Genomic DNA, 23732 nt, shown 5'->3' on the forward strand with positions numbered 1-23732 from the left:
GGCCCGGTGACCAGCGAGTACGACGAGGCAACCACATTCGAGCTCACCGGAAACCGCGCGACCGCCCGCCTGTCCTCGGACTGGGGCATCGGCAACGCGGTCAACGGCGGCATCATCATGTCGCTCCTGGCGCAGGTCACCTCATCGGTCAGCCGGAGCGCGGGTGGTCATGGCGACGTCCTGGGGTTGAGTGCGGTGTTTCTGTCGCCGGGTGCGGATGGCGCTGCGGAGGTGAGCACTGACGTCCTGCGGAACGGTCGTTCGATGACGACTGCGCAGACCCTCCTGTCCCAGGAGGACGAACGGGTTCGCGCCTTCGTGACTCTCGGAGACATCGACCGGTACGCCGAGCCGATCACCCTCAACCCGCAACCTCCGGCGATGCCGGAGCCGGATGCGTGTGTGAGGTCCTCCGATGCGCCGCCGGACGCGCTGTCCCAGAGCGGCCTGCTGTCGCGGGTCGACATCCGCCTCGACCCCGCGTGCGTGGGTTGGGCGGTCGGCCAACCCAGCGGCAACGGGGAGTTGCGTGGCTGGATCCGGTTCGCCGACGGCCGGGAGCCGGACCTGCACTCCCTGCTGCTCTTCCTGGACGCATTTCCGCCGGTCACCTTCGATCTCGGCGCGAAGGGTTGGGTGCCGACGGTGCAGTTCAGCGGCTATCTGCACGCCCGCCCTGCGCCGGGCTGGCTACAGGTGCGGACCCGCACGACGACCGTCGCCGGCGGTTTGCACGAGGAAGACGCGCAAATCTGGGATTCCACCGGACGACTGGTGGCCCAGTCCCGTCAACTGGCCTCAGCGCGGTTCTAGCCGCACGCCGTACCTGGTCAGGATCCGCTGGAGACCCTCGGCCCCGTCGTCCGGATCATGACGTACGGCGTGCAGCCCCACCTCGCGCGCGGCCTGCACGTTCATCTCCAGGTCATCGATGAACAACAGATCTGAAGCCGGTAGCTCCAGATCCGCGGCGATCGCCTCGAAGAACTCCGGCTCCGGTTTGGCGACCCGCAGGTCACTGGAGAAGTAGAGGCGGTCGAAGTGATCGGCGTACCCCATCTGCTCCACCATGTGCCGGCGACGCTCGTCGTGCTGGTTACTAGCCAATGCGCACAGCGTGCCGGCGGCGCGCACGCGGTCCACCAGGGCAAACGCGGCAGGGTCGGCGTCGACGTGGGTCCATGAGTCGACGATGGCGGTGAAATGGTCGCTCAACTGCAGTGTCGCCAGTGCCCGCCGGATCCCGTCGGTGAACGGTTCGTCACCGCGCAGCGCCGGACCTTCGGCCTGCCAGAGCGCCTCGGGCAGATGGTCACCACCCAGCGCGCGCATCTTGGCAACCCAGTCGCCGCGGTGGTGCTGCAGGACACCGTCGGCGTCCCACAGCACCGCCGCGATCGATCCAGCGCTGGTGCTCACGCTTGCTTCGGCTCGGGTTTCGCGTCCACGCCGGCTTCCTTACGCTGCTGCGGCGTGATCGGCGCCGGCGCAGCGGTCAGCGGGTCGTAGCCACCACCGGACTTCGGGAAGGCGATGACCTCGCGGATCGAGTCGGTGCCGGCCAGCAACGCGCAGATCCGGTCCCAGCCGAACGCGATGCCACCGTGCGGCGGCGCACCGAACTGGAACGCCTCGAGCAGGAAGCCGAACTTCTCGTTCGCCTCCTCCTCCGACAGGCCCATCACCTTGAACACCCGCTCCTGAATGTCCTTGCGGTGGATACGGATTGAGCCGCCGCCGATCTCGTTGCCGTTGCACACCATGTCGTAGGCGTACGCGAGCGCCGAGCCGGGGTCGGTGTCGAAGGTGTCCAGGTATTCCTGCTTCGGCATCGTGAACGCGTGGTGCACTGCGGTCCACGCGCCGGCCCCGACCGCCACGTCACCGGAGGCGACTGCGTCCGCCGCGGGCTCGAAGAGCGGAGCGTCGAGCACCCACAGGAAGCTCCACGCGCCCTCGTCGATCAGCTCGCAGCGCTTACCGATCTCCAGTCGCGCTGCGCCGAGCAACGCCCGGGAGGACTTCACGTCACCGGCTGCGAAGAAGATGCAGTCGCCGGGCTTCGCCCCGACGTGCGCCGGCAACGCCGCCTTCTCCGCGTCGGACAGGTTCTTGGCCACCGGACCGGTCAGCTCGCCGTCCTCCTGGATGAGCACATACGCCAGACCCTTGGCCCCACGCTGCTTGGCCCAGTCCTGCCAGCCGTCCAACGTGCGCCGCGGCTGACTTGCGCCGCCGGGCATGACGACCGCACCGACGTACGGCGCCTGGAAGACCCGGAAGGTGGTGTCCTTGAACAGGTCGGTGCACTCGGTCAGCTCGTTGCCGAAGCGCAGGTCCGGCTTGTCCGAGCCGTATTTGGCCATCGCGTCGGCGTACGTCATCTGCGGGAACGGCGTCGGGATGTCCACGCCGATCACGGCCCACAGAGACTTGGCGATGGCCTCGCCGAGCTCGATGATGTCGGACTGCTCCACGAAGCTCATCTCGATGTCGAGCTGGGTGAACTCCGGCTGCCGGTCGGCGCGGAAGTCCTCGTCGCGGTAGCAGCGGGCGATCTGGTAGTACCGCTCCATCCCGGCCACCATCAGCAACTGCTTGAACAGCTGCGGGCTCTGCGGCAGGGCGTACCAGCTGCCCGGCGCCAGACGGGCCGGGACCAGGAAGTCGCGGGCCCCCTCCGGAGTGGAACGGGTCAGCGTGGGGGTCTCGATCTCCACGAAGTCACGCTCGGCCAGGACGGTGCGCGCGGCGGCGTTCACCTTGGAGCGCAACCGGATTGCGTCACCCTGCTCGGGCCGGCGCAGGTCGAGGTAGCGGTACTTCAGGCGGGCTTCCTCGCCGACGGTGACCCGCTCGTCGATCTGGAACGGCAGTGGCGCCGCGGCGCTGAGCACCTCGATCTCGTCGGCGACCACATCCACCTGCCCGGTGGGCAGGTCGGGGTTGATGTCCTTCTCGTCGCGCGGGGTCACCGTGCCGACGACCTTGATGCAGTACTCGTTGCGCAGGCCGTGCGCGGCGCCGGTGAGCACCTCGTCGCGGGCCACCACCTGCACGATGCCGCTGGCGTCGCGCAGGTCGAGGAAGGCCACGCCACCGTGGTCGCGGCGTCGGGCCACCCAACCGGTGAGCGTCACGGTGTTCCCGGCGTCAGCTGCTCGTAGCGTGCCGGCGTCATGGGTTCGAAGCATGATGTGCGTCCTTTCGGGTCGGTTCCCGGCAAGATCACTACGCACTTATGAGTACGGCGCCACCTTGTCGAGAAGGCAGCCCAGGAGGTGTGGGCGGGGGCTAAGTCGCGGTGCCACCACACCTTCGCCGAGGAGACCCCGGCCTCTCGTCGGTACGCCGCACGCGCGGTCCCGGCTTCCGGTGGGTCGTCACGCCACCACCAAGGACAGACCCATCGTACGGCGCGGCCCGGCTCTGAAGGAAACCGATATTCCCGCGGGCGAGCGGCGGTGACGTCCCCCTGCACGGCGATACGTGAAGGTCCTGGTCGGGGGCGCAGCGCCTGGTCCAGGACCTTCCGCGCAGCCCAGTAGGCTTGACCCTTGTGTCAAAGGTGTTGAACTCGATCCCCGTCGGCGAACGCGTCGGCATTGCCTTCTCCGGTGGTTTGGACACCTCCGTCGCGGTCGCCTGGATGCGCGAACACGGCGCGGTGCCGTGCGCCTACACCGCCGACCTCGGCCAGTACGACGAGCCGGACATCGCCTCGATCCCAGGACGAGCGGGACAGTACGGCGCGGAGTTGGCCCGGTTGGTCGACTGCCGTCGGCAACTGGTCGAGGAGGGCCTGGCCGCGATCGCCTGCGGGGCGTTCCACATTCGCAGCGGCGGTCGCACCTACTTCAACACCACTCCCCTGGGCCGCGCGGTCACCGGCACCTTGCTCGTGCGCGCCATGCAGGACGACGACGTGTCGATCTGGGGTGACGGATCGACGTACAAGGGCAACGACATCGAGCGGTTCTACCGGTACGGGCTGCTGGCCAACCCGGGGCTGCGGATCTACAAGCCATGGCTGGACGCGGACTTCGTCGAGGAACTCGGCGGCCGGCAGGAGATGTCAGAGTGGCTGACCGCGCGCGACCTGCCCTACCGGGCGTCCGCGGAGAAGGCATACTCCACCGACGCCAACATCCTCGGCGCCACCCACGAGGCGAAAACCCTTGAGCTGCTTGACTCCTCGCTGGAGATCGTGGAGCCGATCATGGGTGTGCCGTTCTGGGACGAGTCGCAGCACATCGCCGCTGAGGACATCACTATCCGCTTCGAAGGCGGGCGCCCGGTCGCGATCAACGACGACACGTACGGCGGCGACATCGTCGCGCTGTTCATGGCTGCCAACGAGATCGGCGGCCGGCACGGTCTGGGGATGTCCGACCAGATCGAGAACCGGATCATCGAGGCCAAGTCGCGCGGCATCTACGAGGCCCCCGGGATGGCGTTGCTCTTCACGGCCTACGAGCGACTGCTCAACGCGATCCACAACGAGGACACCGTCGCCGGTTATCACACCGACGGCCGGCGCCTGGGTCGCCTTCTGTACGAAGGGCGTTGGTTCGACCCGCAGTCACTGATGATTCGCGAGGGCCTGCTGCGTTGGGTCGCCTCCGTGGTCACCGGTGAAGTCACCTTGCGGCTGCGTCGCGGCGAGGACTACTCGATCATCGCGACCTCCGGCCCGGCGTTCAGCTACCACCCGGACAAGCTGTCGATGGAGCGCACCGAGGACGCCGCCTTCGGGCCGACCGACCGGATCGGCCAGTTGACGATGCGCAACCTGGACATCGCCGACACCCGGGCCAAGTTGGAGCAGTACGCCGGCCAGGGCTCCCTACCTGCTCGTGAACGCGACCTGGTGGGCGAGTTGGAGGCCGGTGGCGCAGCGCAGATCTCTGAGAACAACGCCACCAAACCGGACGAGGAGGCGTTGGAGTCGGCGTCGTTCGACTTCGGCGCCGACTGAGTTACGCGCTACTCAGGCAACGGCACCGCACGCAGATCGAGGGCCGGTATCCCGGCGAAATCGCCTGGGTTGCAGGTAAACAACGGGACCCCATAGGCGATCGCGCTGGCAGCGATCAGAGCGTCATACGCGCGGGCAGCAGGCTTTCGACCGCCTGCACGTAATGCCGCGGCGACTGCGCCAAATGTTCTGGCGCAGTCCGCGTCGAACGGCAGGGCCTGGAAATCAGCTTCGGCCTGTTGCACATGTTGCTGGCGGTCGCTTCGCTCCGATGCGGACGCGGCAACCAGGGGTCCGACGGATAACTCGGCAAGCGTGATCGCGCTGATGACCGCGTCCTCAGGCAGGTCCTCCGCCGCGAGCGAGCCCAGCAGAATGACCGTGGACGTGTCGAGCATCCCCCGTGATTGTTCTGACTCGACAGAACTCACAGCGAAGGATCCAGGACGGCGTCAATGTCCGCGCGAAGGGCGACCGGATCGACGTACGGAAGATTCCTACGGCGCCTGATCAGCTCCGCCGTCGATGGAGACCGCCGAGGCAACGGGCTCAGCTCGGCCACGGGGTGTCCATCGCGAGTCAGCACGACTCGTTCGCCGCGCTCGACCCTACGCAGTACCTCGGCACCGTTGTTGCGCAGGTCGCGAATGCTTACCGCATCACCCATACCATTGAGCGTATCACCGGTGATACACCGACTTAGTCCATCGTCACGACGAGTTTGCCGAACACGTCCCCGTCGATCATCTTGGCGAATGCGTCCTTGGCTTCGGCCAGCGGTCGCACCGAGTCGATGGCCGGTTCGACGTTGTGCTCGACCAGGAAGTCCAGCATCTCCTTCAGCTCTTGCCGGGTGCCCATCGTCGAACCCTGGATCCGCATCTGTAGGAAGAAGATCCGGGTCAGCTCCGCCTTGTCAGGAGCATCCCCGGACGTGGCTCCGGCGATGACCACGGTGCCACCCGGACGCAACGACTTGATCGAGTGCGACCACGTGGCAGCACCGACGGTTTCGATCACCGCGTCGACCCGGCCGGGCAGTCGCTCACCCGACGCAAACACCTGATCCGCGCCCAGTTCGAGCGCCCGCCGGGCCTTGGCCTCGTCCCGGCTGGTCACCCACATCTTCAGACCGGCCGCCGAGCCGAGTTGCACTGCCGCCGTAGCCACTCCACCGCCGGCGCCCTGCACCAGGACCGTGTCACCCTTGCTGACGCGCGCGTTGGTGAAGAGCATCCGGTACGCCGTGAGCCAACTCGTCGACAAGACCGCGGCGTGCGTCGTGGTCAAGCCAGCGGGCTTCGGGATCAGGTTCTCCTGCGGCACGTGCACTACTTCTGCCAGCGTGCCCGGGTAGATCTCCGACAGCAGCGACCGCTTGGGATCCAGCGTTTCGTCGTCCCCGGTGAATCCTGGGGAAGCGATCACCGTGTGCAACACGCACTCGGTGCCGTCGGGAGCGATTCCGACGCCATCGCAACCCAGGATCATCGGCAGCCGGTCGGCGGGCAGACCGACCCCCTTGAGGGAGAACACGTCGTGGTGGTTGATGCTGCCGGCCTTCATCCGCACCGGCACCCAACCGTCCGGGGTGCTCGGCGGATCGATCTCCCCGACCTCCAGAGCGTTCAGCGGGTTCTCGGCATCGGCGGCGACGGCGTAGGCAGCAAGCATGCAGCCACGCTAACGCGTGACGGCGCACAATCGGTCGATGGCCTCGTCCAAGTCTGCGGTGCTGCCGCAGAACGACAACCGCGCGAACCGGTGCCCTTCGATCAGGTCGAAGTCGATGCCCGGGGCCATCGCGACTCCGGTTCGATCGAGGATCTCGAAGCACCATGCCCGCGAGTCATCGGTCAGATGGGACACGTCCACGTACGCGTAGAACGCACCGTCCGGTGGCGCGAACCGGGTGATGCCCAACTCCGGCAGCCGGCGCAGCAACAGATCACGGTTACGGGCGTAGCGTGCCACGTGCCCGTCCAACTCGCCGCGGGCCTGCGGGCTGAGGGCAGCCAGCGCCGCGACCTGCGACACCGCCGGCGCGCAGATCGACAGATTCGCTTGCAGCACTTCGGCTCTCGAGCGCACGTTGGCCGGCAGCACGCTCCAGCCGACCCGCCAGCCGGTCATCGAGTGGTACTTGCTGAAGGAACCCATCACGATCGCGTCGTCACTGAACTGACGAGCCGTCACACACGGCGCACCGAAGCTGATGCCGTGGTAGATCTCATCGGACAGCAGCACCACGTCGTTGGCGCTACACCAGGCGGCCAGTTCGGCCAATCGTTCGGGCTCGATGATGGTGCCGGTCGGGTTGCCCGGACTGGCCAGGACCAGCCCACGCGGCCGCTGCGGCAATGCCTCCAGTGCCTCGATCGTCGGCTGGAAGCGGGTGCTCGCATCGACCGGCACCTCGAGCACCCGCAGTCCGAGGGCAAGGGCGGAACTGCGATTGGCTGGGTACCCCGGCCGGGTCATCGCGATCGCATCACCGGCTTCGAACGCGGTGAGCAGGACCGTGCTGAAACCACCGGACGACCCGTTGCTGATCAGCACCTCGTCGGGATCGACCTCGACGCCGTACTCGTCGCGATAGTGCCCAGCGATCGCCGTGAGCAGATCGAGGTTCCCACCTGGGTCCGTGTATCCGAGGCTCTGCGTCTCCACCGCCGCCGCAACGGCGTCGCGCACGACGCGCGGCGCCGGAGTCGAGGGCTGACCCACGCACAACAGCAACAGGTCACCGTGCGTCGCCTGACGTTTCGTCGCCGCCTTGAACATCTCCATGACCTGGAACGGCGGCACGTCCGAGCGGACGGAGACGGGGATCATCAGTCGCGGTACGACGGGTGCTCGGGCCACGGGGCGTCCGCCGCCCGCAGTGTGCTCCAGCCGCGCTCCCGTGACGAGGCCGCAGCCAGCACCCCGGCGATCAACAACGAGTTGTGCAACCGCCCCTCGAGCGCTGCGGTCACCGCCGCGTCGAGGTCCAACCACCCGCTGGTCAGACCCGCTTCTTCGCCCTCGCGAACGAAACCTTCTGCAACAGCATCGAATACGTCTCGCGCCAGAAACACCCGGATCGCCTCCGACGAGCCACCCGGCGAGGAGAACATGTCCACCAGCACATGCCACTGCTTGGCGCCGAGATGCGCCTCCTCGGCCAACTCACGGGCAGCAGCCTCGTGCGGCGGCTCCCCCGCCACGTCGAGAAGACCGGCGGGCAGTTCCCATTCGAGGGCGCGGACCGGATGACGGTACTGCCGGATCAGCAACACCTGCTCCCGGCCCGGCTCACCGCGCAACGCCACGATGCCCACCGCTCCCGGGTGCTGCATGTAGTCACGGGTCACCGTCCCGCCGTCGCCGCCCAGGTCAACGACGTCGGTTCGGATATCCCACACGTGACCGGTGAACGAGGTCGTGGACGACAGGACCTCAGCCGGCTCGATGCGGTCGGCGAGGTCCGCGGCCAGGCCAGGGGCCGACGTACCTGAAACCTCGAGACTCACTGCGCGGCAACGGTTTCGGTTGCCCGCGGCTTCTCAACCTCAACCAACCGGCTGGCCTTCTGCGCGTCGATCGCCGCGCCGACCAGACCCGCGAAGAGAGGGTGCGCCCGGTCGGGACGGGACTTGAACTCCGGGTGTGCCTGGGTCGAGACGTAATAGGGATGTACGTCGCGCGGCAACTCCACGAACTCCACCAGGTTGCGGTCCGGGGAGGTCCCGCTGATCACCAACCCGGCCTCGGTGAGCCGGTCGCGGTAGGCGTTGTTTACTTCGTACCGGTGCCGGTGGCGCTCGGTGACCTCCGTCGCGCCGTAGACCGAAGCAGCGATCGAATCGTCCTGCAACACAGCAGGATACGAGCCCAGACGCATCGTGCCGCCGAGGTCACCAGCTCCGTCGACGAACGCCTTCTGCTCTTCCATCGTCGCGATCACCGGGTCGGCGGTCTGCGGGTCGAACTCACTGGAGCTGGCGTCCTCGATACCGACCACGTTGCGTGCGTACTCGATCACCATGCACTGCAGGCCCAGGCAGATGCCCAGCGTCGGGATCTTGTTCTCGCGGGCCCAGCGCAACGCTCCGAGCTTGCCCTCGATGCCGCGCACCCCGAAGCCGCCCGGCACCAGGATCGCATCCACTCCGCCGAGCGCTTTCTGCGCGCCGGCCGGCGTCTGGCAGTCATCGGAAGCGACCCAGCGGATGGTGACCTTCGCGTCGTGGTGGAAGCCACCGGCCCGCATTGCCTCGGTGACCGACAGGTAGGCGTCCGGCAGATCGATGTACTTGCCCACCAAGGCAATCTCGATGTTGTGCGCCGGGTCGTGCACGCGACGCAGCAACTCGTCCCAGTCGTCCCACACCACGTCGCGGAACGGCAGACCGAGCCGGCGCACGACGTACGCGTCCAGCCCCTCGCGGTGCAACACCTTGGGAATGTCGTAGATCGACGGCGCGTCGACACAGGCTGCGACGGCCTCGCCGTCGACGTCGCACATCAGCGAGATCTTGCGCTTGATCGACTCCGGCAGCTCGCGGTCGGCGCGCAGGACGAGACCGTCGGGCTGAAGGCCCAACTGGCGCAGAGCGGCCACGGAGTGCTGCGTGGGCTTGGTCTTGAGTTCGCCGCTCGGCGCCAGGTAGGGCACCAGGGAGACGTGCAGGAAGAAGACGTTGTCGCGGCCGAGATCCTGGCGCACCTGTCGGGCGGCTTCCAGGAAGGGCAGCGATTCGATGTCGCCGACGGTGCCGCCGATCTCGGTGATGATCAGGTCGACGTCCTTGGCGGCCTGCGCCCGCATCAACCGCTTGATCTCGTTGGTGATGTGCGGGATCACCTGGACCGTGTCGCCGAGGTACTCCCGCGCCGCTCCTTGGCGATCACCTGGCTGTAGACCTTGCCCGTGGTCGCGTTGGCGCTGCCCTCGAGGTTGGTGTCCAGGAACCGCTCGTAGTGCCCGATGTCCAGGTCGGTCTCGGCGCCGTCCTCGGTGACGAAGACCTCGCCGTGCTGGAACGGGTTCATCGTGCCGGGATCGACGTTGATGTAGGGGTCGAGCTTCTGCATCGTGACCCGTAGACCGCGGGCCCGGAGCAGATGCCCCAGGCTCGAGGCGGTCAAGCCCTTGCCGAGTGAGGAGGCGACGCCTCCGGTTACGAAGATCTGTTTCGTCACGTCCACCACGGGTTACCAGTCTATGACATCGAGGGGGTCGTCAGCGACGCATACAGCCCGATCAATGCGTCGATCTCGTCACGCCGGGTCGGGAGCGTGGCCGCGACAGCGTGGACCTGGCCTCGGCGAGAGGTGAGGTACGCCGGGTCGCCGGCCAATCGACGTACCTCACGGGCGATCCCCTCCACCTGAGGGAAGTCGACGAAAACGCCTGCCGCCCCGATGGTTTCACGGATTCCACCGACGTCGAAGGAGACGACGGGCAACCCGGCTCGCACCGCCTCCTGCAACCACACCGGCTGCCCCTCCCACGCGGCGGTGGACACCGCGACGTCGGCAGTGGCCAACAACTGCGGCACGTCACCGCGGCGGCCGAGCAACTCGACCGGCGCGTCGGTGGCATCGATCCGGGCCTGCAAGACGTTCCGATCCGGCCCGTCACCCACCACCGACCAGGTGACGTCCTCGACCAGGCCGGCGGCGTCGACCAGCAGATCGATTCGCTTCTGGGCGGTCAGGCGGCCCACGCAGATGGCCCGGAAGCCGTCATGGGCGATCGGCGGCACCGCGCTCTCGGGAGCGGCGATCACGGCACGCCGCACGTCGCGAGCGCCTGCGCGACGAGCGGGAGCATCCAGGTCAGGGCTGACCGTCAGGACCACGGCGCTGCCACGAGCGGCGACCCGTAGCAACAAGCTGAAGAGCGCGGCGTTGACCCGCGAGGTGGTCGGGGCCGCGTTGTGCAACGTCGTCACGACGGGACGCCCGGTGTGCGCGAGTACGGCCAGGGCGCCGGCCCGCACCCCGTGCGCGTGTACGACATCCGCGACCCGCAGGGTGCGCAGGGTGCGCACCGTGGCTGCGTCCGTGCGCGGATCGGGCCGGTCGCCGATCCGCACCGGGACACGATCCACGCCTTCGACGCCCAGGACATCCAGGACGCCGGGTGGGCCGGCCACGTCCACGGTGTGGCCGGCATCAATCAGCCCGGCGGCCACGGATCGCACGTGGGCCAGCACTCCCCCGGCCACTTCGCCGAGCACGATCGCAACCCTCATCCCCGCCCCCGGCGGACGACCAGCCGCTCGAACGTGGGCCGGTCGAGTACCGCCAGCACCGCAGCGAAGACGACCAACGCCACCAACGCCGCGACGACGGCGCTGAGAGTCGCCGCAGCCAACGACCCGCCGGCGAGTCGGTCCGCACACCACCGGCCACCCAGTGCACCGAGCGCCGCCGCCAGGAGCCCGGCGACGAGCGTGCGCCACGGCAACCGCGACCACCCCGGTCCGCTGCGCAACAACAGGGCCGCGAGCGCCAGTGCGGCGATGCTCATCCCGATCGTGCTGAACACGCCGAGTCGGACCAGGACCGTGCTGGAGTCGGCGGGTTCGGACAAGGTGAGCAACGGTCCGAGACCCGCGATCGCCCAGCCGAGGCACATCGCGGCCGCCGCCCCACCGGTGATGTGCCGTGCGTACGCCGCTCGCAGGAGCAGCGCGGTGAGTCCGAAACCGAGCACTCCGGGGGCGAACGCCGTCAGCGAGGGGGCCAGGCCGTCCAGCGCGTTCGCACCGGTGCCACCGCGGCCAGCGTCGAGAGCCCCGAAGAACCGCCCCGCCGCCGGGGCCACTGCGATCAACAACGCTGCTGAGGCGGCTCCCGCGACAGCGACCACTGCGGCGGAACGGCCCAGTGTGCCCGCAGTACCGGTGGCCAGCCGCGGAAAAGCCGCAGTCGCGACGGGAACGGCCAACACGGCGTACGGGAGCAGATAGAGGGCTTGCACGTAGTTGTAGACGGTCAGCGCGCCCGGGCCACCGCGGTGGTTGGTGACCCAGGCAGTGATGAGTACGGCGAGTTGTTGCGCGATCAACGCGGCGATCCCGGCGCCGGCCAACCGACGCGCCTGCGCGGCGACCCCGGGTGGGAAGTGCCAGTTCGGGCGTAGCCGGATCCCGGCCCGAGCGGCCACACCCAGCAGCGGCAGGCTGAGGGCGCAGACGCCCAGGGTGGTGCCGCCCGCGAGGACAGCGACGGCGGCGGGCGTGATGGCAGCCGGATCGCCGGTGCCGATCCGCCCGAAGAGCAGGTAGGAGGCGATGACGACCAGACTGGACAACAGCGGCGCGAGCGCGGCGGCGACGAACCGCTGATGCGCCTGCAGGACGCCGCCGGCAACGACTCCGATGCCGTAGAGGACGACTTGCGGCGCGAAGATCCGCACGAACGTGGCGGCGAGGCTGACGGCTGAGTCACCGCACCCGTTCGTGCCCAGCATCCAGGAGGCGATCGGGCCGGCGAAGAGTGCGAGGAGTACGGCGAGGGGCAGCAGTACGGCGATGGCCCAGGTGAGCAGGGCCGAGGCGATCCTGTCGGCGGCCGCGCGGTCGGTGATCAACGCACGAGCGACCAGGGGCACCGCTACCGCAGCCAGGGCACCGCCGGCGGCGACTTCGTACAGGACGTTCGGCAGCAGGTTGGCGGTGTTGTAGACCTGCCCGACACAGGTCGCACCAACGGAGTGGGAGAACGCCAGCCACCGACCGAAGCCGACGATCCGGGCCAGCAGGGTGATCCCGGCGATGATGCCGGCGGCGGCGGCCAGGGAACCGCGGCGGCTCATCCCCGTCGACCCCAGCGGTCAACGGCATCCAGCACCGGATTGCTGGCGATCACCTGGGTGAAGCTGATGCGTTCCGAGGCCAGGATGAGTGCAGCCACCGCGATTGCACCGAACGCCCGGCCGGCCAATGGCAGCCGCCGCGCCCAGGCGAGCCCGAGGACGGCACCCAGCGCGTTGGCGCCGGTGTCACCCAGCATGCTGCGTCCGGCCAGGTCCGCCGGTGCGCCGGCGGTGGCGACGCCCAGGATCGCTGCGGCGCCGTCGTCGGCGACGAGCAGCAGCGGGGCGGCGCCCGCGACGGCTACTTTGAGCGCCCGGCCTGGGCGCAGGTCGAACAGGTTCAGCAGGTTGGCCGTGCCCGCGACCAGCACTGCGCCCAGCACAGTGTCCGCGGCGCCCCGTCGGCCGCGATCGGCAACCGCGGTGCTGGCCAGGGCGGCGGCGCCGATCGCGACGATCTTGACCACGCCCGTGGTGAGTTGCCCGCGACGCAGCGCGACCAGATGGCCACGTAGGCCCTTCTTGGCTGCGGCCTCACCGGCGGCGAGATCATCCAGGAGACCGACCGCTCCGGTGCCCAGTGCCAGGGCTCCTGGTAGCCGGCCGGCCACGAGAAGACCGGCAACGACCGCAGGGCCCTCGGCCAGAGTGACCTGCCGATCGGCAAAGTTCTTGCGGGAGAGCAGGTTTCGGCACGGCGACTGGATCAACGCCTGGTAGGCGGCAGTCGTGATGAGACCTGCGGCGCCCGCGCGAACTGCGGCAGCCGCGTAGCCGGTCACCGGGCCCCGGTGATCGCCGGGATCGGTCCCGTCGCGTCCGCTCCAAGGCCGTACTGACCAGAAACGCCGGCCAGTTCTTTCTGGGTGGCCAGCACGACAGCCGTCTGGCCCATCGCCCGGCCGCCGTCGTCGACAACGCTCATCGTCGCCGTCGCATCGGCCGATCCCCGCAGCGAGGTCACCAGCGGATCGGGATTGGTCAGATCGTTGTCGGCCGGGCCGCTGGAGACACCGACGACCGCCGTCGTGGACGCACCGATACCGGCGATGGAACCGGTCCAGCCGGTGACCGTCTGCTGGTCGGTCGTTGCGGGTAGGCCCGGCCAGAGGACCACGATGCTGGTGGGTTTGCCCGCGGCCGTACCGTCGATGTCGATCAGCGACTCCGATTGCAGTTTCTCCAGGGCTGCCTTCCCGGCTGCGGTGTCCCTGCCCATCACAGCCTTGCCGAGGACGATCCCCGGCAGCCGTGACGCATCCGTCTGTGCGGGCTCGACGCCCACGGTTGTTGCCACGGCCCGAAGCCGTTCAGCAGACTGCGCCTTCAGCCACGAATCACTCAGGGTCACGGTGGTCGCAACCGATCCCCCTGCGGAGGCGATCGAGGACTTGGTCGCCGACAGCAGGCTGTCCGGGGTGCCCGGCAGCAGGACCAGTGCGATGGAGTCGCCACTGAGGACGCCGTCGATCAGCGCCGGGTCGGCGAGGGTCGCGAAGTTGTCGGCGCGGTTGAGTGCGTTGCCGGTGGCCTGGACCTGCGCCCGCAGTTGGGCCTGCTCCGAGCGCAGACTGCTGGCCTGGTGGTTCAAGGAGTCACCGACACCACCGGACAGGGTGAAGGCGCCGATGACGATGCCGACGGCGAGCGCCAGGAACACAGCGACCAGCGAGACGATGTGGTAGCGGAAGTCGATCATTGGAACAATCCTCGCAACCATGCCCACAGGTCATCCCAGCGGGCTCCGAGCAGCTGCAATGCTGCGCTCCCGCCCGGGGTGGCGATCATCGCGACGACCAGCGCGATCAGACCGGCCAGCACCAGGAGCACCAGTGCTCGGGCGCTGATGGTGGAGCGGTAGAGCTGGCTGACCCCTTTGGCGTCCACCAACTTGCTGCCGACCCGCAACCTGGTCAGGAAGGTGCTGGCCATCCCGGCGCGACCCTTGTCGAGGAATTCGATCAACGTCACGTGGGTTCCGACCGCGACGATGAGATTGGCGCCGGACTCGTCGGCCAGCAGCATCGCGATGTCCTCACTGGTGCCGGTGGCCGGGAACACCACCGGGTCGGTGATACCCAGCTCCTGCACGCGGGCCAGCCCGGGCGCTCGCCCGTCGCGGTACGCGTGCACGACGATCTCGGCGCCGCACTGCAACGTCGCATCGGACACCGAGTCCATGTCACCCACGATCAGATCGGGTTTGTACCCGGCTTCGCGCAGTGCGTCGGCGCCACCGTCGACCCCGATCAGCACCGGGCGCTGATCGCGGATGAAGCTGCGCAGCGTCTGCAGGTCCTCCCGGTAGTGGTAGCCGCGCACGACGATCAGCACCGGCCGACCGTCCATCGAGGTGGTCAACTCGGGAAGGCCGACCCCGTTCAGCAGCAGATCACGTTCTTCGCGCAGGTAGCTCATGGTGTTGCCGGCGAACGCCTCGATCTGCACCGCGAGTCCGGCGCGGGCCTCGTCCATGGCGTGCTCCACGGCGGCAGGGGTCATCGCTGATCCAGTGGCGACCACAGCACCGCCGACCAGGACCGCACCGTCGGCGCTGATGCCGACCTGCGCACCCTCGGTGATGGCCATGACGGCTTCCCCGGCCGCGTCGATCAACGGGATGCCGCTGTCCACGACGATCCCCGGACCCAGGTTGGGGTAACGACCGGTGCTGGACCGGGCGGCGTTGACGATGGCGACCGGACGACAGGCCACCAACGCCTCGGCGCTGACCCGATCCAGATCCTCGTGGTCGATGATGGCGACGTCACCGGGTTTCAAGCGCTTGGTGAGAGCTTTGGTGCGAGGGTCGACACGAGCCGTTCCGACGGCAGCGACGGTATCGGGGCCGTTCTCGCGACGTACGGGCAGTCTCACGCCAGCCATCGTCCCACGTCGGCGCAGGTCAACGCTCCCGCGCAACGCTCAGCAACTCCCGGGCGTGCTCGCGAGCGGGCCGACTGTCGGCGACCCCGCCGAGCATCCGGGCCAACTCCGCGACCCGCTGCTCGCCGTCGACCACCGTCACATCGGACTGGGTGACCGCCCCATCGGACTGTTTGTGCACGACGAGGTGATGATCGGCGTACGCCGCGACCTGGGGCAGGTGGGTGACCACGATCACCTGGGCGCTGTGGGCCAGGTCCGCCAGCCGCGCGCCGATCTCGTGGGCGGCGGCGCCCCCGACACCCGCGTCCACCTCGTCGAAGACGAACGTTGGCACGTCGTCCGCGCCGAGCACGACTTCCAGGGCCAGCATGATCCGGGACAACTCGCCACCGGAGGCGGCCTTGGCCACGGACCGGCTGGGTTGGCCCGGTGCGGAACTCAGTTCGATGCTCACCTCGTCGGCACCGTCAGCGGTCAACTGCTCCTGCACGGGCTCACGTGGTGTGACGTCGACGTGCAGTTGCGCCGAGCCCATCGCCAGGCGGCCCAGTTCGGCATTGACTGCTTTGCCCAGCGCCTTGGCCGCCGCGCGGCGCGCCGCGGTGAGTTCGCCCGCCCGCTGGACGGCCGCCTTCTGCAGCACCGGCAGTTGCTCGCGTAACTGGGTCAGCCGCTCGTCGCCGCCATCCAGCGTGGCGACCTCCGCCGCGGCGGATTCCGCGAACGCGAGCACTTCGTCGACCGTGGACCCGTATCGGCGGGTCAGGTGGTTCAGTTCCGACCGCCGTTGTTGCACCCAGGCCAATCGCTGCGGGTCACTGGGCAGGTCCGCCAGGTAGCCGCCCAGGTCGGCGGCGACGTCCGCCGCGAGCACGGAGAGTTCGCGCACCCGGCCCACGAGATCGGCCAGTCCAGCGTCGTACTCCGCAGCCGTGCCCAGCGCGTGGCCCGCAGTACTCAGGCTGCCCAGGACGTGCGGGACGGGCTCGCCGCCGTCGTCGTCCCCCGCAAGCTCGCGATGCGCTTGGCTGGTGGTCTCGCGCAAGAGCTCCACGTGATCAAGACGACTGGCCTCGGCGACCAATGCCTCGTCTTCGCCGGGCTGGGGGTCGACCCGTTCGATGTCCTGCAGCGCCGAGGTCAACTGGTCCAATCGCAACGTGCGGGTCTGTGAATCTGTTTGCAGCGCAGCTAGTTCCGTGCGTGTAGCCTGCCACTCGGCGTACGCCGATCGGTAGCTCTCCAGAGCTCGCGCGAGGGTGCGACCGTGTCGGCGTCCGAAGTCGTCGAGCACGGCCCGGTGCTGGTCGGCCCGTGCCAGCCGCCACTGATCGGCCTGGCCGTGCACGGCCACGATGTGTTCGCCGACCTCGCGCAGGACGCCGATGGGGCTGGTGGCGCCCCCGATGATCGCCCGGGACCTTCCGCCCGTCGTCACACTGCGTTGCAGGATCAGCTCGCCGTCGTCGATCTGCGCTCCTGCCTCGAGGGCGCGGGTTGCTGCGGGGTGGTCCACCGCGAGCTCGGTGATGCCCTCGACACTCGCCCGCTCGGCGCCGGCGCGCACCAGGGCCGGATCGGCGCGTTGCCCGAGCAGCATGCCCAGCGACTGCACCACCATGGTCTTGCCGGCACCCGTCTCACCGGTGAGCACATTCAGTCCGGGACTGAGTTCCAGGGCGGCGTCCTCGATGACGCCGAGGTTGCGGATCCGCAGTTCGCGAAGCATCGTCAGCTGCCGCGCCGGGTGCCCCGCCACCCGGACACCGACAGGTCGAACTTGGCGACCAGCCGGTCGGTGAAGGGTGCATCGGTCAGTCGCGCCAGCAGCACCGGAGTATCCGCGCGGCACACCTCGATCCGTGCGCCCGCCGGCAGATCGTAGGATCGGCGACCGTCACACCACACCACGGCCTCCGCCTCGGCGCCCTGCTTCAGCTCCACGGCTATCTGCACGTCTGTGGACAGCACCAGCGGGCGCGCGAAGAGCGCGTGCGCGGAGATCGGGACCAACAAGATCGCGGCGACACCCGGCCACACGATCGGGCCGCCCGCGGAGAAGGCGTACGCCGTGGAGCCGGTCGGTGTGGACATCACGACCCCGTCGCAGCCCCAACTGGACAACGGTCGCCCGTCGATCTCGACGACGACCTCGAGCATGCGTTCGCGAGCCCGCTTCTCGACACTCGCCTCGTTCAGGGCCCAGTCCTGCCACAGCACCTGTCCGTCCAACGACGCGGTCACCGCCAGCGTGGCGCGCTCCTCGACCGTCCAGGAGCGGTCGACGACCTTGCGGACGGTGGTGTGGATGTCGTCACGCTCCGCCTCGGCGAGGAATCCGACGTGGCCCAGGTTGATGCCGAGCAGCGGAACACGATGATCGCGGACGAGTTCCGCGCCTCGCAGGATGGTCCCGTCACCGCCCAGGACGATGGCCAGCTCGCAGCCGGCCGCGGGGTCCTGCGCGTCAGCGACCTCGACGAGCGGTTGGTCGATGATGCCGAACGCCCGCAATTCCTCAGCCGTGCCGACCACGCGGATGTCGTTGTCGCCCAGGTCTTTGACCAACTGGGCAGCGATCTCCAACGCCTCTGGGCGGCCGGGGTGACCGATCAGCAGGATCTGGCGGGTCATCGCGGTCCTCGTTCGTCGCTGGTCCTGATGGTCGCGAGGGCACTCGCGACCCGTGCTGGGTCCATCCTGCCTTCCGTCGCCTGTCGCAACCACAGCAGGTACTCCTGGTTGCCGTGCGCGCCGGCGACGGCACTGATTGTCACACCGTGCACGGACAAACCTGACTGTTCGGCTGCGTCGATGACCGCCCCCACCGCCTCGGCCCGCTGCTGCGCCGACCGCACGATCCCGTCCGAACCCAGCCGCTCCCGGCCGACTTCGAACTGCGGCTTCACCAGCACCACCGCATCCCCGTCCGCAGCCACCATGCTCGCCAGGACGCTCATCACGATGGTCAGCGAAATGAAGCTCAGATCAGCGACGACGACGCCGAATGCCCCACCCAGGTCCTGCACCGTGACGTCCCGGATCGAGGTACCCGAACGTTCGACGACCCGCGGGTCGCCGCGGACCGGCTCGGCCAACTGGCCGTGGCCGACGTCGAGGGCGACCACCTGCGCGGCGCCGCGTTCGAGCAGGACCTGGGTGAACCCGCCGGTCGACGCGCCGACGTCGAGGCAGCGGCGGCCGTCAACCGTCACCTCCGGGAACGCATCGAGGGCGCCGAGCAGTTTGTACGCCGCGCGGCCGACGTACCGTTCCGGCTCGCCGATCAGTTCCAGCTGGTCATCGTCTCGGACCGGAGCGCTGACCTTCGCGGCGACAGTCCCGTTATGGCGGACCCGCGAGGACTCGATGTACTCCCGGGCGAGGGTGCGTGACCGGGCCAACCCCCGATCGACCAGAGCTTGATCCAGCCGTTGCCCCCGCTGCGCGCGGGTCATTCAGTCCAGCCCGGACAATCGGTCGGCCAAGCGTTGATGTGCAGCGGTGAGGAGTTCCAATGCAGCGTCCACGTCCAACGGTTCTCGGGCTTCGGCGTCGGCGGCAAGTTGCTGGGCCATGGGGCCGAGGTCAGCCAGGACTGCGTCGACGCCGGGATCCCCTGTCGTGTACGACGTAGCTCCCGGCTGCTCGCTGGCTGGGGCATCCTCGTCAGGGCCGTCCAGCGGCAGGTCGTTCGGGTCGTCGGTGGTCACGCGGAAGGCGCCGATCCTTCGGGGGCAGCGGCCGTCGTGGCGGTCGCCTGCCTCGCCGTTGCCTTCTTTGCCGCCGGCGCGGTCGTCTTGTTCGCTGTCGTCTTCTTCGCCGTTGCTTTCTTGGCGGTCGGAGCAGCCTTCTTCGCAGTCGACTTCGTTGCGGTCGCCTGCTTCGCCGTTGCCTTCTTTGCCGCCGGCGCGGTCGTCTTGTTCGCTGTCGTCTTCTTCGCCGTTGCTTTCTTGGCGGTCGGAGCAGCCGTCTTCGCGGTCACCTTCTTCGCCGCCGGAGCAGTCTTCTTCGCGGTCGCCTTCTTTGCCGCCGGAGCAGTCTTCTTTGCTGTCGTCTTCTTCGCGGTCGCCTTCTTTGCCGGAGCCGCGGCTACGTCCGCGGCGGCGGACTGGCGCTGCGCGGCTTCGCGCAGCGCGGCGCGCGACACGACCGGTCGACTCGGCGTTCCCGGACCGGTGGTCGGGGTGGGTCGCGGCTGGGACTGGGCGTCCTGAGCGAGGGCCCGCTGCAGACGCTGGTTCTCCGCACGCAACCGATCGATCTCGTCCAGCGCCACGGCCAACTCGTTTTCCGATGCCAGACCGACGCGATGCAACTGCCCTTCGATCTCCGCGCGGATGACGTCTTCGACCATGGACCGGTTCGCCGATAGCGCAGACACCAGCTCGGCCGCGGCACCCGACATGGCCGCCGCCCGCTCGCCCACCCCGGCGGGAACGGCTGTGTGGATGGCCGTCGTGAAGCCACCGAAATCGCTGACCCGATCGCCCAATTGGTCTGCTACGTCGTTGAACTGACCGCCCAGCACACCGGCCAGATCGCCCACCTGGTCGGCGAAGTCATGCGCCCGTCGACTAGCCGGAGCGACCCCCGGTGAAGTCATCACGCCATTCGAGACCGAGTGCGCAGCTTCCAGCGTGCGGTCCGCCACCTGCAACAAAGCTCTCAACACAGACTGCAACATGTCGTCACTCACTCCAGACTCCTGTGTCATCGGCGCTCTACTTCTGCGTCCTACCGTACTGTGCCGCCAGTCGTGCGGCGGTCCCTTCGTCTATCCGGTTGTCGTCCAACGCATCCCACAGCACTCGCAGGACGATCCGTAGCGCGACCACATCGTCGTCAGGAGCTTGGCTGGACCACTGGATCTCTTCGTCGGACAGCGCCGCCGCGGTCGTTGCGATGCCCCAGCCGTCCCCCACCGCACGAGGTTCTTCGTACGGCTCCCGCAGTCCGCTGCCGTCGACGCAAATGAATCGCGGCCGCTGCTCGCGTGGTGCCGCAGCCAGATCCTTCGGACCGTGCACACCGGACAGCACGAAGAGGGAGTCCATGCCGGCCGCTGAGGCCCCTTCGATGTCGGTGTCCAAACGGTCACCGACCCCAAGGGTCTGCACGGTCGGCACCTGCAAAGTGGACGCGGCCATGGTGTACAGCATCGGCCCGGGCTTGCCCACGACCTCGGGCTGCACGCCGGTCGCCACGGCGACTGCTTCCACCAACGTGCCGTTCCCCGGTGCGACCCCACGATCGGTCGGCAGGGTCCGGTCGGTGTTGGTGGCCACCCACTTCGCACCCCGCTCAATGGCGTAGGCAGCTTCGCCCAATCGTGCGGCTGTGACGTTCGGGCCGTACCCCTGCAGAACAGCCGCCGGAGCATCATCGGCGGACTCCGCGATCTCAAAACCCTTCTCCCGCAACGCAATACCAACACCCTCCCCACCCACCGGCAGGACTCGCGCGCCTTCGGGCAACAGCGTGGACAGGTGATGGGCACCCGCCAGCGAACTGGTGAAGACATCCGCTGGTTGCACATCCAGACCGAAGGACCGTAGATGCTCCGCAACCTCGTGCGGACTGCGAGATGCGTTGTTCGTGGCGTAGGCGATGCTCATCCCGGACGACGACAACGCTGACAATGCGTCCACTGCCGGCTGTATCGGCTCGGGGCCTCGATAGACGACGCCGTCGAGATCGACAACAAGGGCGCGGTAGCCATCGGCAAGTGTGCTCATGGCCACCATTGTGTCGGTTCGGCGCTCGGGCCAGCACCGGCTGCCGCCCGCTAACCGGCAGGGACCTTTGGTCTGGACTTCACCCGCGTTGAGGGGGCGCGCTTGGTCGCAGTGTCCTTGGTAGCTTTGGCCAGCACGGTCAATGCGGTCACCTCGACCTCGACCCGACTCTGAACCGCGGCGCCGGCTCGCCAGAATCGCCGTCGAAGCGAACCCGACACGGCGATCTCATCCCCGTCCGCCAGTCGAGCCCCCTGCCGACGCAGCCGGGTGGCCCAACAGACCAGATCAAAGGTGTCCACCCGCTGCCCCGTCACCCGTGCCCGGCGATCTTCCGGTCGCGCGACCACGAGCCGGAAGGTGACGATCTCATCACCGCTCGGCAACTCGCGAACCGTCGGGTCTGCGCTGACCCGACCGCATAGGGTCACGGTGTTGACCGGCGCAGGTGGCTGCTCAACGGTCGGAACTTCCTGCATGCCCTTCATGACTTGACTGCTCCCCCTTCTGCGATGCGCGGTCGGCATCGCTGGGAACAGCCTGCGGCCGGACGTCGCTTGCTCGCTAGCTGGAGGCGCCGGGGTGTGGATATCCGCGGACACCCTGTGGACAGTCGGGCCGTGGTGGCGTCAGTCGTTGCTGAACGGGTTCGTCAGGGCATCGTAGGCAGCGCTCTCCGCCCGGTCGCCGACCCCAGCCTCATCCGAATCCTCAGGCGAAGCAGTGACATCGAGGTCCTCGACCTCATTGCTCGCGTCGGAACCGTCCTCGGATTCGGCTTCCAGGTCAACCAGGACGAAACCCTCGAGTTCGTCCAGCCGCTCGTCAGCGTCGGTCTCCCCCTCATGGTCCGCGGCGGCGGCCTTCTCGAACCACTTCTTCGCCTCCGCCTGCCGACCGGCGGCCAGCAGGGCATCCGCGTAGGCGTAGAAGAGGCGCGCAGCCCACGGCTGGGTGCTTGCTCGCTGCAGCGCAGGCACGTTCAGTACCGCCACAGCCGCTCCCGGCTGATCAAGGTCGCGGCGAATGCCGGAGACGACGATCAACAACTCGATGTTGTCGGCCTCGGCCAGTTTCCGCGCCGCAGGACTCGCCGCGAGATCCAGAGCCCGCTCGTGGCGGCCCAATCCGCGCTCGGCGTCGACCATGTAGGGCAGCAGGTGATCGCTGCCCGAAAGCCGACGGGCGGTTCGGAACTCACGTAACGCATCAGCAAACTCACCGCGACGGTAGTAGACCAGCCCCAGTGCCTCTCGGACAGCGGGGACTCGGCCGGCACGACCGGCGGCGTGCAACGCATGTGAGAGCGCCAGGTCGGGATCTTCGTCCAAGACCGAAGCGGAGGCAACCAGGTGCTTCGCGACGCCGTCGGCGTTGTCCTTGCTCAGTGTCCGCAGCTGAGTCCAGACGTCACGGTCCAGCTCGTGGCCGGTGATGTCCTCGGGGACCTCCGGCTCGATGGCGCGCGGACCTCGGTCGCGACCTTCGTTGCGCGGGGAAGTACGGTCCCAACTCCGCGGTGCGCGTTGCGGATTCGTCGGACCCGACCTTGGCCGGTCCTGTCGATCTCGATCCTGTCGACCCGGCTCTTGCCGAGAGCCCCGCCCACGGGAGTTGAGATCGCGACCTCTGGTGCCACCGCGTGCGTCGTCACGTCGACCCGTGCCCATGCGGTCCCGATCGCCCCCGCGATATCCGGCGCCGGCGCGATCATCGCGACGTGGGCCACGACCTTCGGACCCGCTCTTGCGCTCACGGCTGTACGCGGAGTCGCCGCGCGAGCGACCACCACCGCGATCTGTGGATCGCGGCGAGCGATCTGACGCGCGCGAACCCGACCCCTGCCGGCGGTCGCGGTCCGGGCGTCCGCTCGCGCGACCGCCGTCGCTGCGACGGCGATCGCGGTCACCATCGCCATACCCGGGGCCCGACTCCCGCCGCGCATCTCCACGGTCATCGGCGGGGCGATCACCGCTGGCCCGTGACCAGCGCCCGGATCGCGCGTTGCCGCGCGATGCACCGGAGTCTTTCTCAGCCGGTACGCCGTCCGGATCCGTGTCGCTCATGGGTGCTCCAGTCGTGATCGATCGCCATCTGTGACCCTAGCTCACGGGTCCGTAAATGCTTTCAGGGCCACCGGTGGGGTGGCCCTGAAAGGGTTGAATGGTTGTTCGGCGGTGTCCTACTCTCCCACACTCTCACGGGTGCAGTACCATCGGCGCTGAAGGGCTTAGCTTCCGGGTTCGGGATGTGTCCGGGCGTTTCCCGCTTCGCTATGACCGCCGTAACTGGGTGAAACTGTTACGCCGTACAC

Annotated in this window: 22 protein-coding genes, 1 rRNA gene and 1 pseudogene; 2 read left to right on the forward strand and 22 right to left on the reverse strand. The window is 68.4% G+C overall.

Annotated features, from left to right (window positions below):
• The first annotated feature begins 6 nt into the window (after positions 1 to 6).
• Positions 7 to 813, forward strand: coding sequence for a thioesterase family protein (locus tag DR843_RS07360; protein WP_245934049.1), 807 nt, complete (start codon positions 7 to 9; stop codon positions 811 to 813).
• Here DR843_RS07360 and DR843_RS07365 read toward each other — a convergent pair.
• Both DR843_RS07365 and aspS read right to left on the reverse strand, forming a co-directional pair.
• Entirely contained in the window at positions 799 to 1419 is a 621-nt protein-coding gene (locus DR843_RS07365; RefSeq protein WP_109684778.1) for an HAD family hydrolase, read from the reverse strand. The genes DR843_RS07360 and DR843_RS07365 overlap by 15 nt on opposite strands.
• Positions 1416 to 3194, reverse strand: coding sequence for an aspartate--tRNA ligase (gene aspS, locus DR843_RS07370; protein WP_109684779.1), 1779 nt, complete (start codon positions 3192 to 3194; stop codon positions 1416 to 1418). The genes DR843_RS07365 and aspS overlap by 4 nt, the downstream gene beginning before the upstream one ends.
• 365 nt (positions 3195 to 3559) lie before the next feature.
• Between aspS and argG the strand changes: the two genes are divergently transcribed.
• Positions 3560 to 4978, forward strand: coding sequence for an argininosuccinate synthase (gene argG, locus DR843_RS07375; protein ID WP_109684780.1), 1419 nt, complete (start codon positions 3560 to 3562; stop codon positions 4976 to 4978).
• 8 nt (positions 4979 to 4986) lie between these two features.
• Here the strand turns inward: argG and DR843_RS07380 are convergent, their stop codons facing one another.
• The 20 genes and pseudogenes from DR843_RS07380 to rrf form a co-directional block, all read right to left on the reverse strand.
• Positions 4987 to 5376: a type II toxin-antitoxin system VapC family toxin gene (locus tag DR843_RS07380; RefSeq protein WP_109684781.1), complete on the reverse strand. Its 390-nt coding sequence runs from the start codon at positions 5374 to 5376 to the stop codon at positions 4987 to 4989.
• Positions 5377 to 5405: 29 nt separating this feature from the next.
• Complete coding sequence (locus DR843_RS07385; RefSeq protein ID WP_172461487.1) at positions 5406 to 5645, reverse strand: type II toxin-antitoxin system Phd/YefM family antitoxin; 240 nt, start codon at positions 5643 to 5645, stop codon at positions 5406 to 5408.
• Positions 5646 to 5677: 32 nt separating this feature from the next.
• Positions 5678 to 6652: a zinc-binding dehydrogenase gene (locus DR843_RS07390; protein WP_109684782.1), complete on the reverse strand. Its 975-nt coding sequence runs from the start codon at positions 6650 to 6652 to the stop codon at positions 5678 to 5680.
• A gap of 9 nt (positions 6653 to 6661) precedes the next feature.
• A complete protein-coding gene (locus DR843_RS07395) occupies positions 6662 to 7843 on the reverse strand; it encodes a pyridoxal phosphate-dependent aminotransferase (RefSeq protein ID WP_245934050.1) in 1182 nt (393 codons plus the stop codon).
• Entirely contained in the window at positions 7813 to 8493 is a 681-nt protein-coding gene (locus DR843_RS07400) for an NUDIX domain-containing protein (protein ID WP_245934051.1), read from the reverse strand. Before DR843_RS07400 ends, DR843_RS07395 begins: the two co-directional genes overlap by 31 nt.
• Positions 8490 to 10174 (reverse strand): annotated as a pseudogene (locus tag DR843_RS07405) (CTP synthase). The gene DR843_RS07400 and the pseudogene DR843_RS07405 overlap by 4 nt, the downstream one beginning before the upstream one ends.
• Before the next feature lie 11 nt (positions 10175 to 10185).
• Positions 10186 to 11223: a glycosyltransferase gene (locus DR843_RS07410; RefSeq protein WP_109684783.1), complete on the reverse strand. Its 1038-nt coding sequence runs from the start codon at positions 11221 to 11223 to the stop codon at positions 10186 to 10188.
• Positions 11220 to 12791 carry a murein biosynthesis integral membrane protein MurJ gene (gene murJ, locus DR843_RS07415; protein WP_109684784.1) on the reverse strand — a complete coding sequence of 524 codons (1572 nt, stop codon included), beginning with the start codon at positions 12789 to 12791 and terminating at the stop codon, positions 11220 to 11222. The genes DR843_RS07410 and murJ overlap by 4 nt, the downstream gene beginning before the upstream one ends.
• Complete coding sequence (locus tag DR843_RS07420; protein ID WP_109684785.1) at positions 12788 to 13573, reverse strand: hypothetical protein; 786 nt, start codon at positions 13571 to 13573, stop codon at positions 12788 to 12790. Before DR843_RS07420 ends, murJ begins: the two co-directional genes overlap by 4 nt.
• The gene (locus DR843_RS07425; protein ID WP_170119775.1) at positions 13570 to 14490 is read right to left on the reverse strand and encodes a copper transporter; all 921 of its coding nucleotides are present in this window, start codon (positions 14488 to 14490) and stop codon (positions 13570 to 13572) included. The genes DR843_RS07420 and DR843_RS07425 overlap by 4 nt, the downstream gene beginning before the upstream one ends.
• Entirely contained in the window at positions 14487 to 15677 is a 1191-nt protein-coding gene (gene steA / locus DR843_RS07430; RefSeq protein WP_109684787.1) for a putative cytokinetic ring protein SteA, read from the reverse strand. The genes DR843_RS07425 and steA overlap by 4 nt, the downstream gene beginning before the upstream one ends.
• A gap of 19 nt (positions 15678 to 15696) precedes the next feature.
• Positions 15697 to 17439 carry a DNA repair protein RecN gene (gene recN, locus DR843_RS07435; protein WP_342767173.1) on the reverse strand — a complete coding sequence of 581 codons (1743 nt, stop codon included), beginning with the start codon at positions 17437 to 17439 and terminating at the stop codon, positions 15697 to 15699.
• Entirely contained in the window at positions 17412 to 18314 is a 903-nt protein-coding gene (locus DR843_RS07440) for an NAD kinase (protein ID WP_109684788.1), read from the reverse strand. Before DR843_RS07440 ends, recN begins: the two co-directional genes overlap by 28 nt.
• A complete protein-coding gene (locus DR843_RS07445; protein ID WP_109684789.1) occupies positions 18311 to 19138 on the reverse strand; it encodes a TlyA family RNA methyltransferase in 828 nt (275 codons plus the stop codon). Before DR843_RS07445 ends, DR843_RS07440 begins: the two co-directional genes overlap by 4 nt.
• Positions 19139 to 19393, reverse strand: coding sequence for a hypothetical protein (locus DR843_RS07450; protein ID WP_109684790.1), 255 nt, complete (start codon positions 19391 to 19393; stop codon positions 19139 to 19141).
• On the reverse strand, positions 19390 to 20379 hold the full coding sequence (locus DR843_RS20330; RefSeq protein ID WP_177647418.1) for a hypothetical protein: 990 nt from the start codon (positions 20377 to 20379) through the stop codon (positions 19390 to 19392). The genes DR843_RS07450 and DR843_RS20330 overlap by 4 nt, the downstream gene beginning before the upstream one ends.
• 25 nt (positions 20380 to 20404) lie before the next feature.
• On the reverse strand, positions 20405 to 21418 hold the full coding sequence (locus DR843_RS07460) for an HAD-IIA family hydrolase (RefSeq protein ID WP_109688707.1): 1014 nt from the start codon (positions 21416 to 21418) through the stop codon (positions 20405 to 20407).
• 50 nt (positions 21419 to 21468) lie between these two features.
• On the reverse strand, positions 21469 to 21906 hold the full coding sequence (locus DR843_RS07465) for a single-stranded DNA-binding protein (RefSeq protein ID WP_245934052.1): 438 nt from the start codon (positions 21904 to 21906) through the stop codon (positions 21469 to 21471).
• 141 nt (positions 21907 to 22047) lie between these two features.
• A complete protein-coding gene (locus DR843_RS19775) occupies positions 22048 to 22749 on the reverse strand; it encodes a tetratricopeptide repeat protein (protein ID WP_146202510.1) in 702 nt (233 codons plus the stop codon).
• Between the two features lie 838 nt (positions 22750 to 23587).
• A 5S ribosomal RNA gene (rrf, locus tag DR843_RS07475) occupies positions 23588 to 23705 on the reverse strand.
• Positions 23706 to 23732 lie beyond the last annotated feature (27 nt).

The sequence above is a fragment of the Branchiibius hedensis genome (assembly GCF_900108585.1).
In the GTDB taxonomy this organism is placed as follows: domain Bacteria; phylum Actinomycetota; class Actinomycetes; order Actinomycetales; family Dermatophilaceae; genus Branchiibius; species Branchiibius hedensis.

Coding starts and splice junctions, on each gene's coding strand:
- aspS (WP_109684779.1), bottom strand. CDS start 3,194: ATGCTTCGAACCCATGACGCCGGCACGCTACGAGCAGCTGACGCCGGG.
- DR843_RS07380 (WP_109684781.1), bottom strand. CDS start 5,376: ATGCTCGACACGTCCACGGTCATTCTGCTGGGCTCGCTCGCGGCGGAG.
- DR843_RS07385 (WP_172461487.1), bottom strand. CDS start 5,645: ATGGGTGATGCGGTAAGCATTCGCGACCTGCGCAACAACGGTGCCGAG.
- DR843_RS07390 (WP_109684782.1), bottom strand. CDS start 6,652: ATGCTTGCTGCCTACGCCGTCGCCGCCGATGCCGAGAACCCGCTGAAC.
- DR843_RS07410 (WP_109684783.1), bottom strand. CDS start 11,223: ATGAGGGTTGCGATCGTGCTCGGCGAAGTGGCCGGGGGAGTGCTGGCC.
- murJ (WP_109684784.1), bottom strand. CDS start 12,791: ATGAGCCGCCGCGGTTCCCTGGCCGCCGCCGCCGGCATCATCGCCGGG.
- DR843_RS07425 (WP_170119775.1), bottom strand. CDS start 14,490: ATGATCGACTTCCGCTACCACATCGTCTCGCTGGTCGCTGTGTTCCTG.
- steA (WP_109684787.1), bottom strand. CDS start 15,677: ATGGCTGGCGTGAGACTGCCCGTACGTCGCGAGAACGGCCCCGATACC.
- DR843_RS07440 (WP_109684788.1), bottom strand. CDS start 18,314: ATGACCCGCCAGATCCTGCTGATCGGTCACCCCGGCCGCCCAGAGGCG.
- DR843_RS07445 (WP_109684789.1), bottom strand. CDS start 19,138: ATGACCCGCGCGCAGCGGGGGCAACGGCTGGATCAAGCTCTGGTCGAT.
- DR843_RS07460 (WP_109688707.1), bottom strand. CDS start 21,418: ATGAGCACACTTGCCGATGGCTACCGCGCCCTTGTTGTCGATCTCGAC.
- DR843_RS07465 (WP_245934052.1), bottom strand. CDS start 21,906: ATGAAGGGCATGCAGGAAGTTCCGACCGTTGAGCAGCCACCTGCGCCG.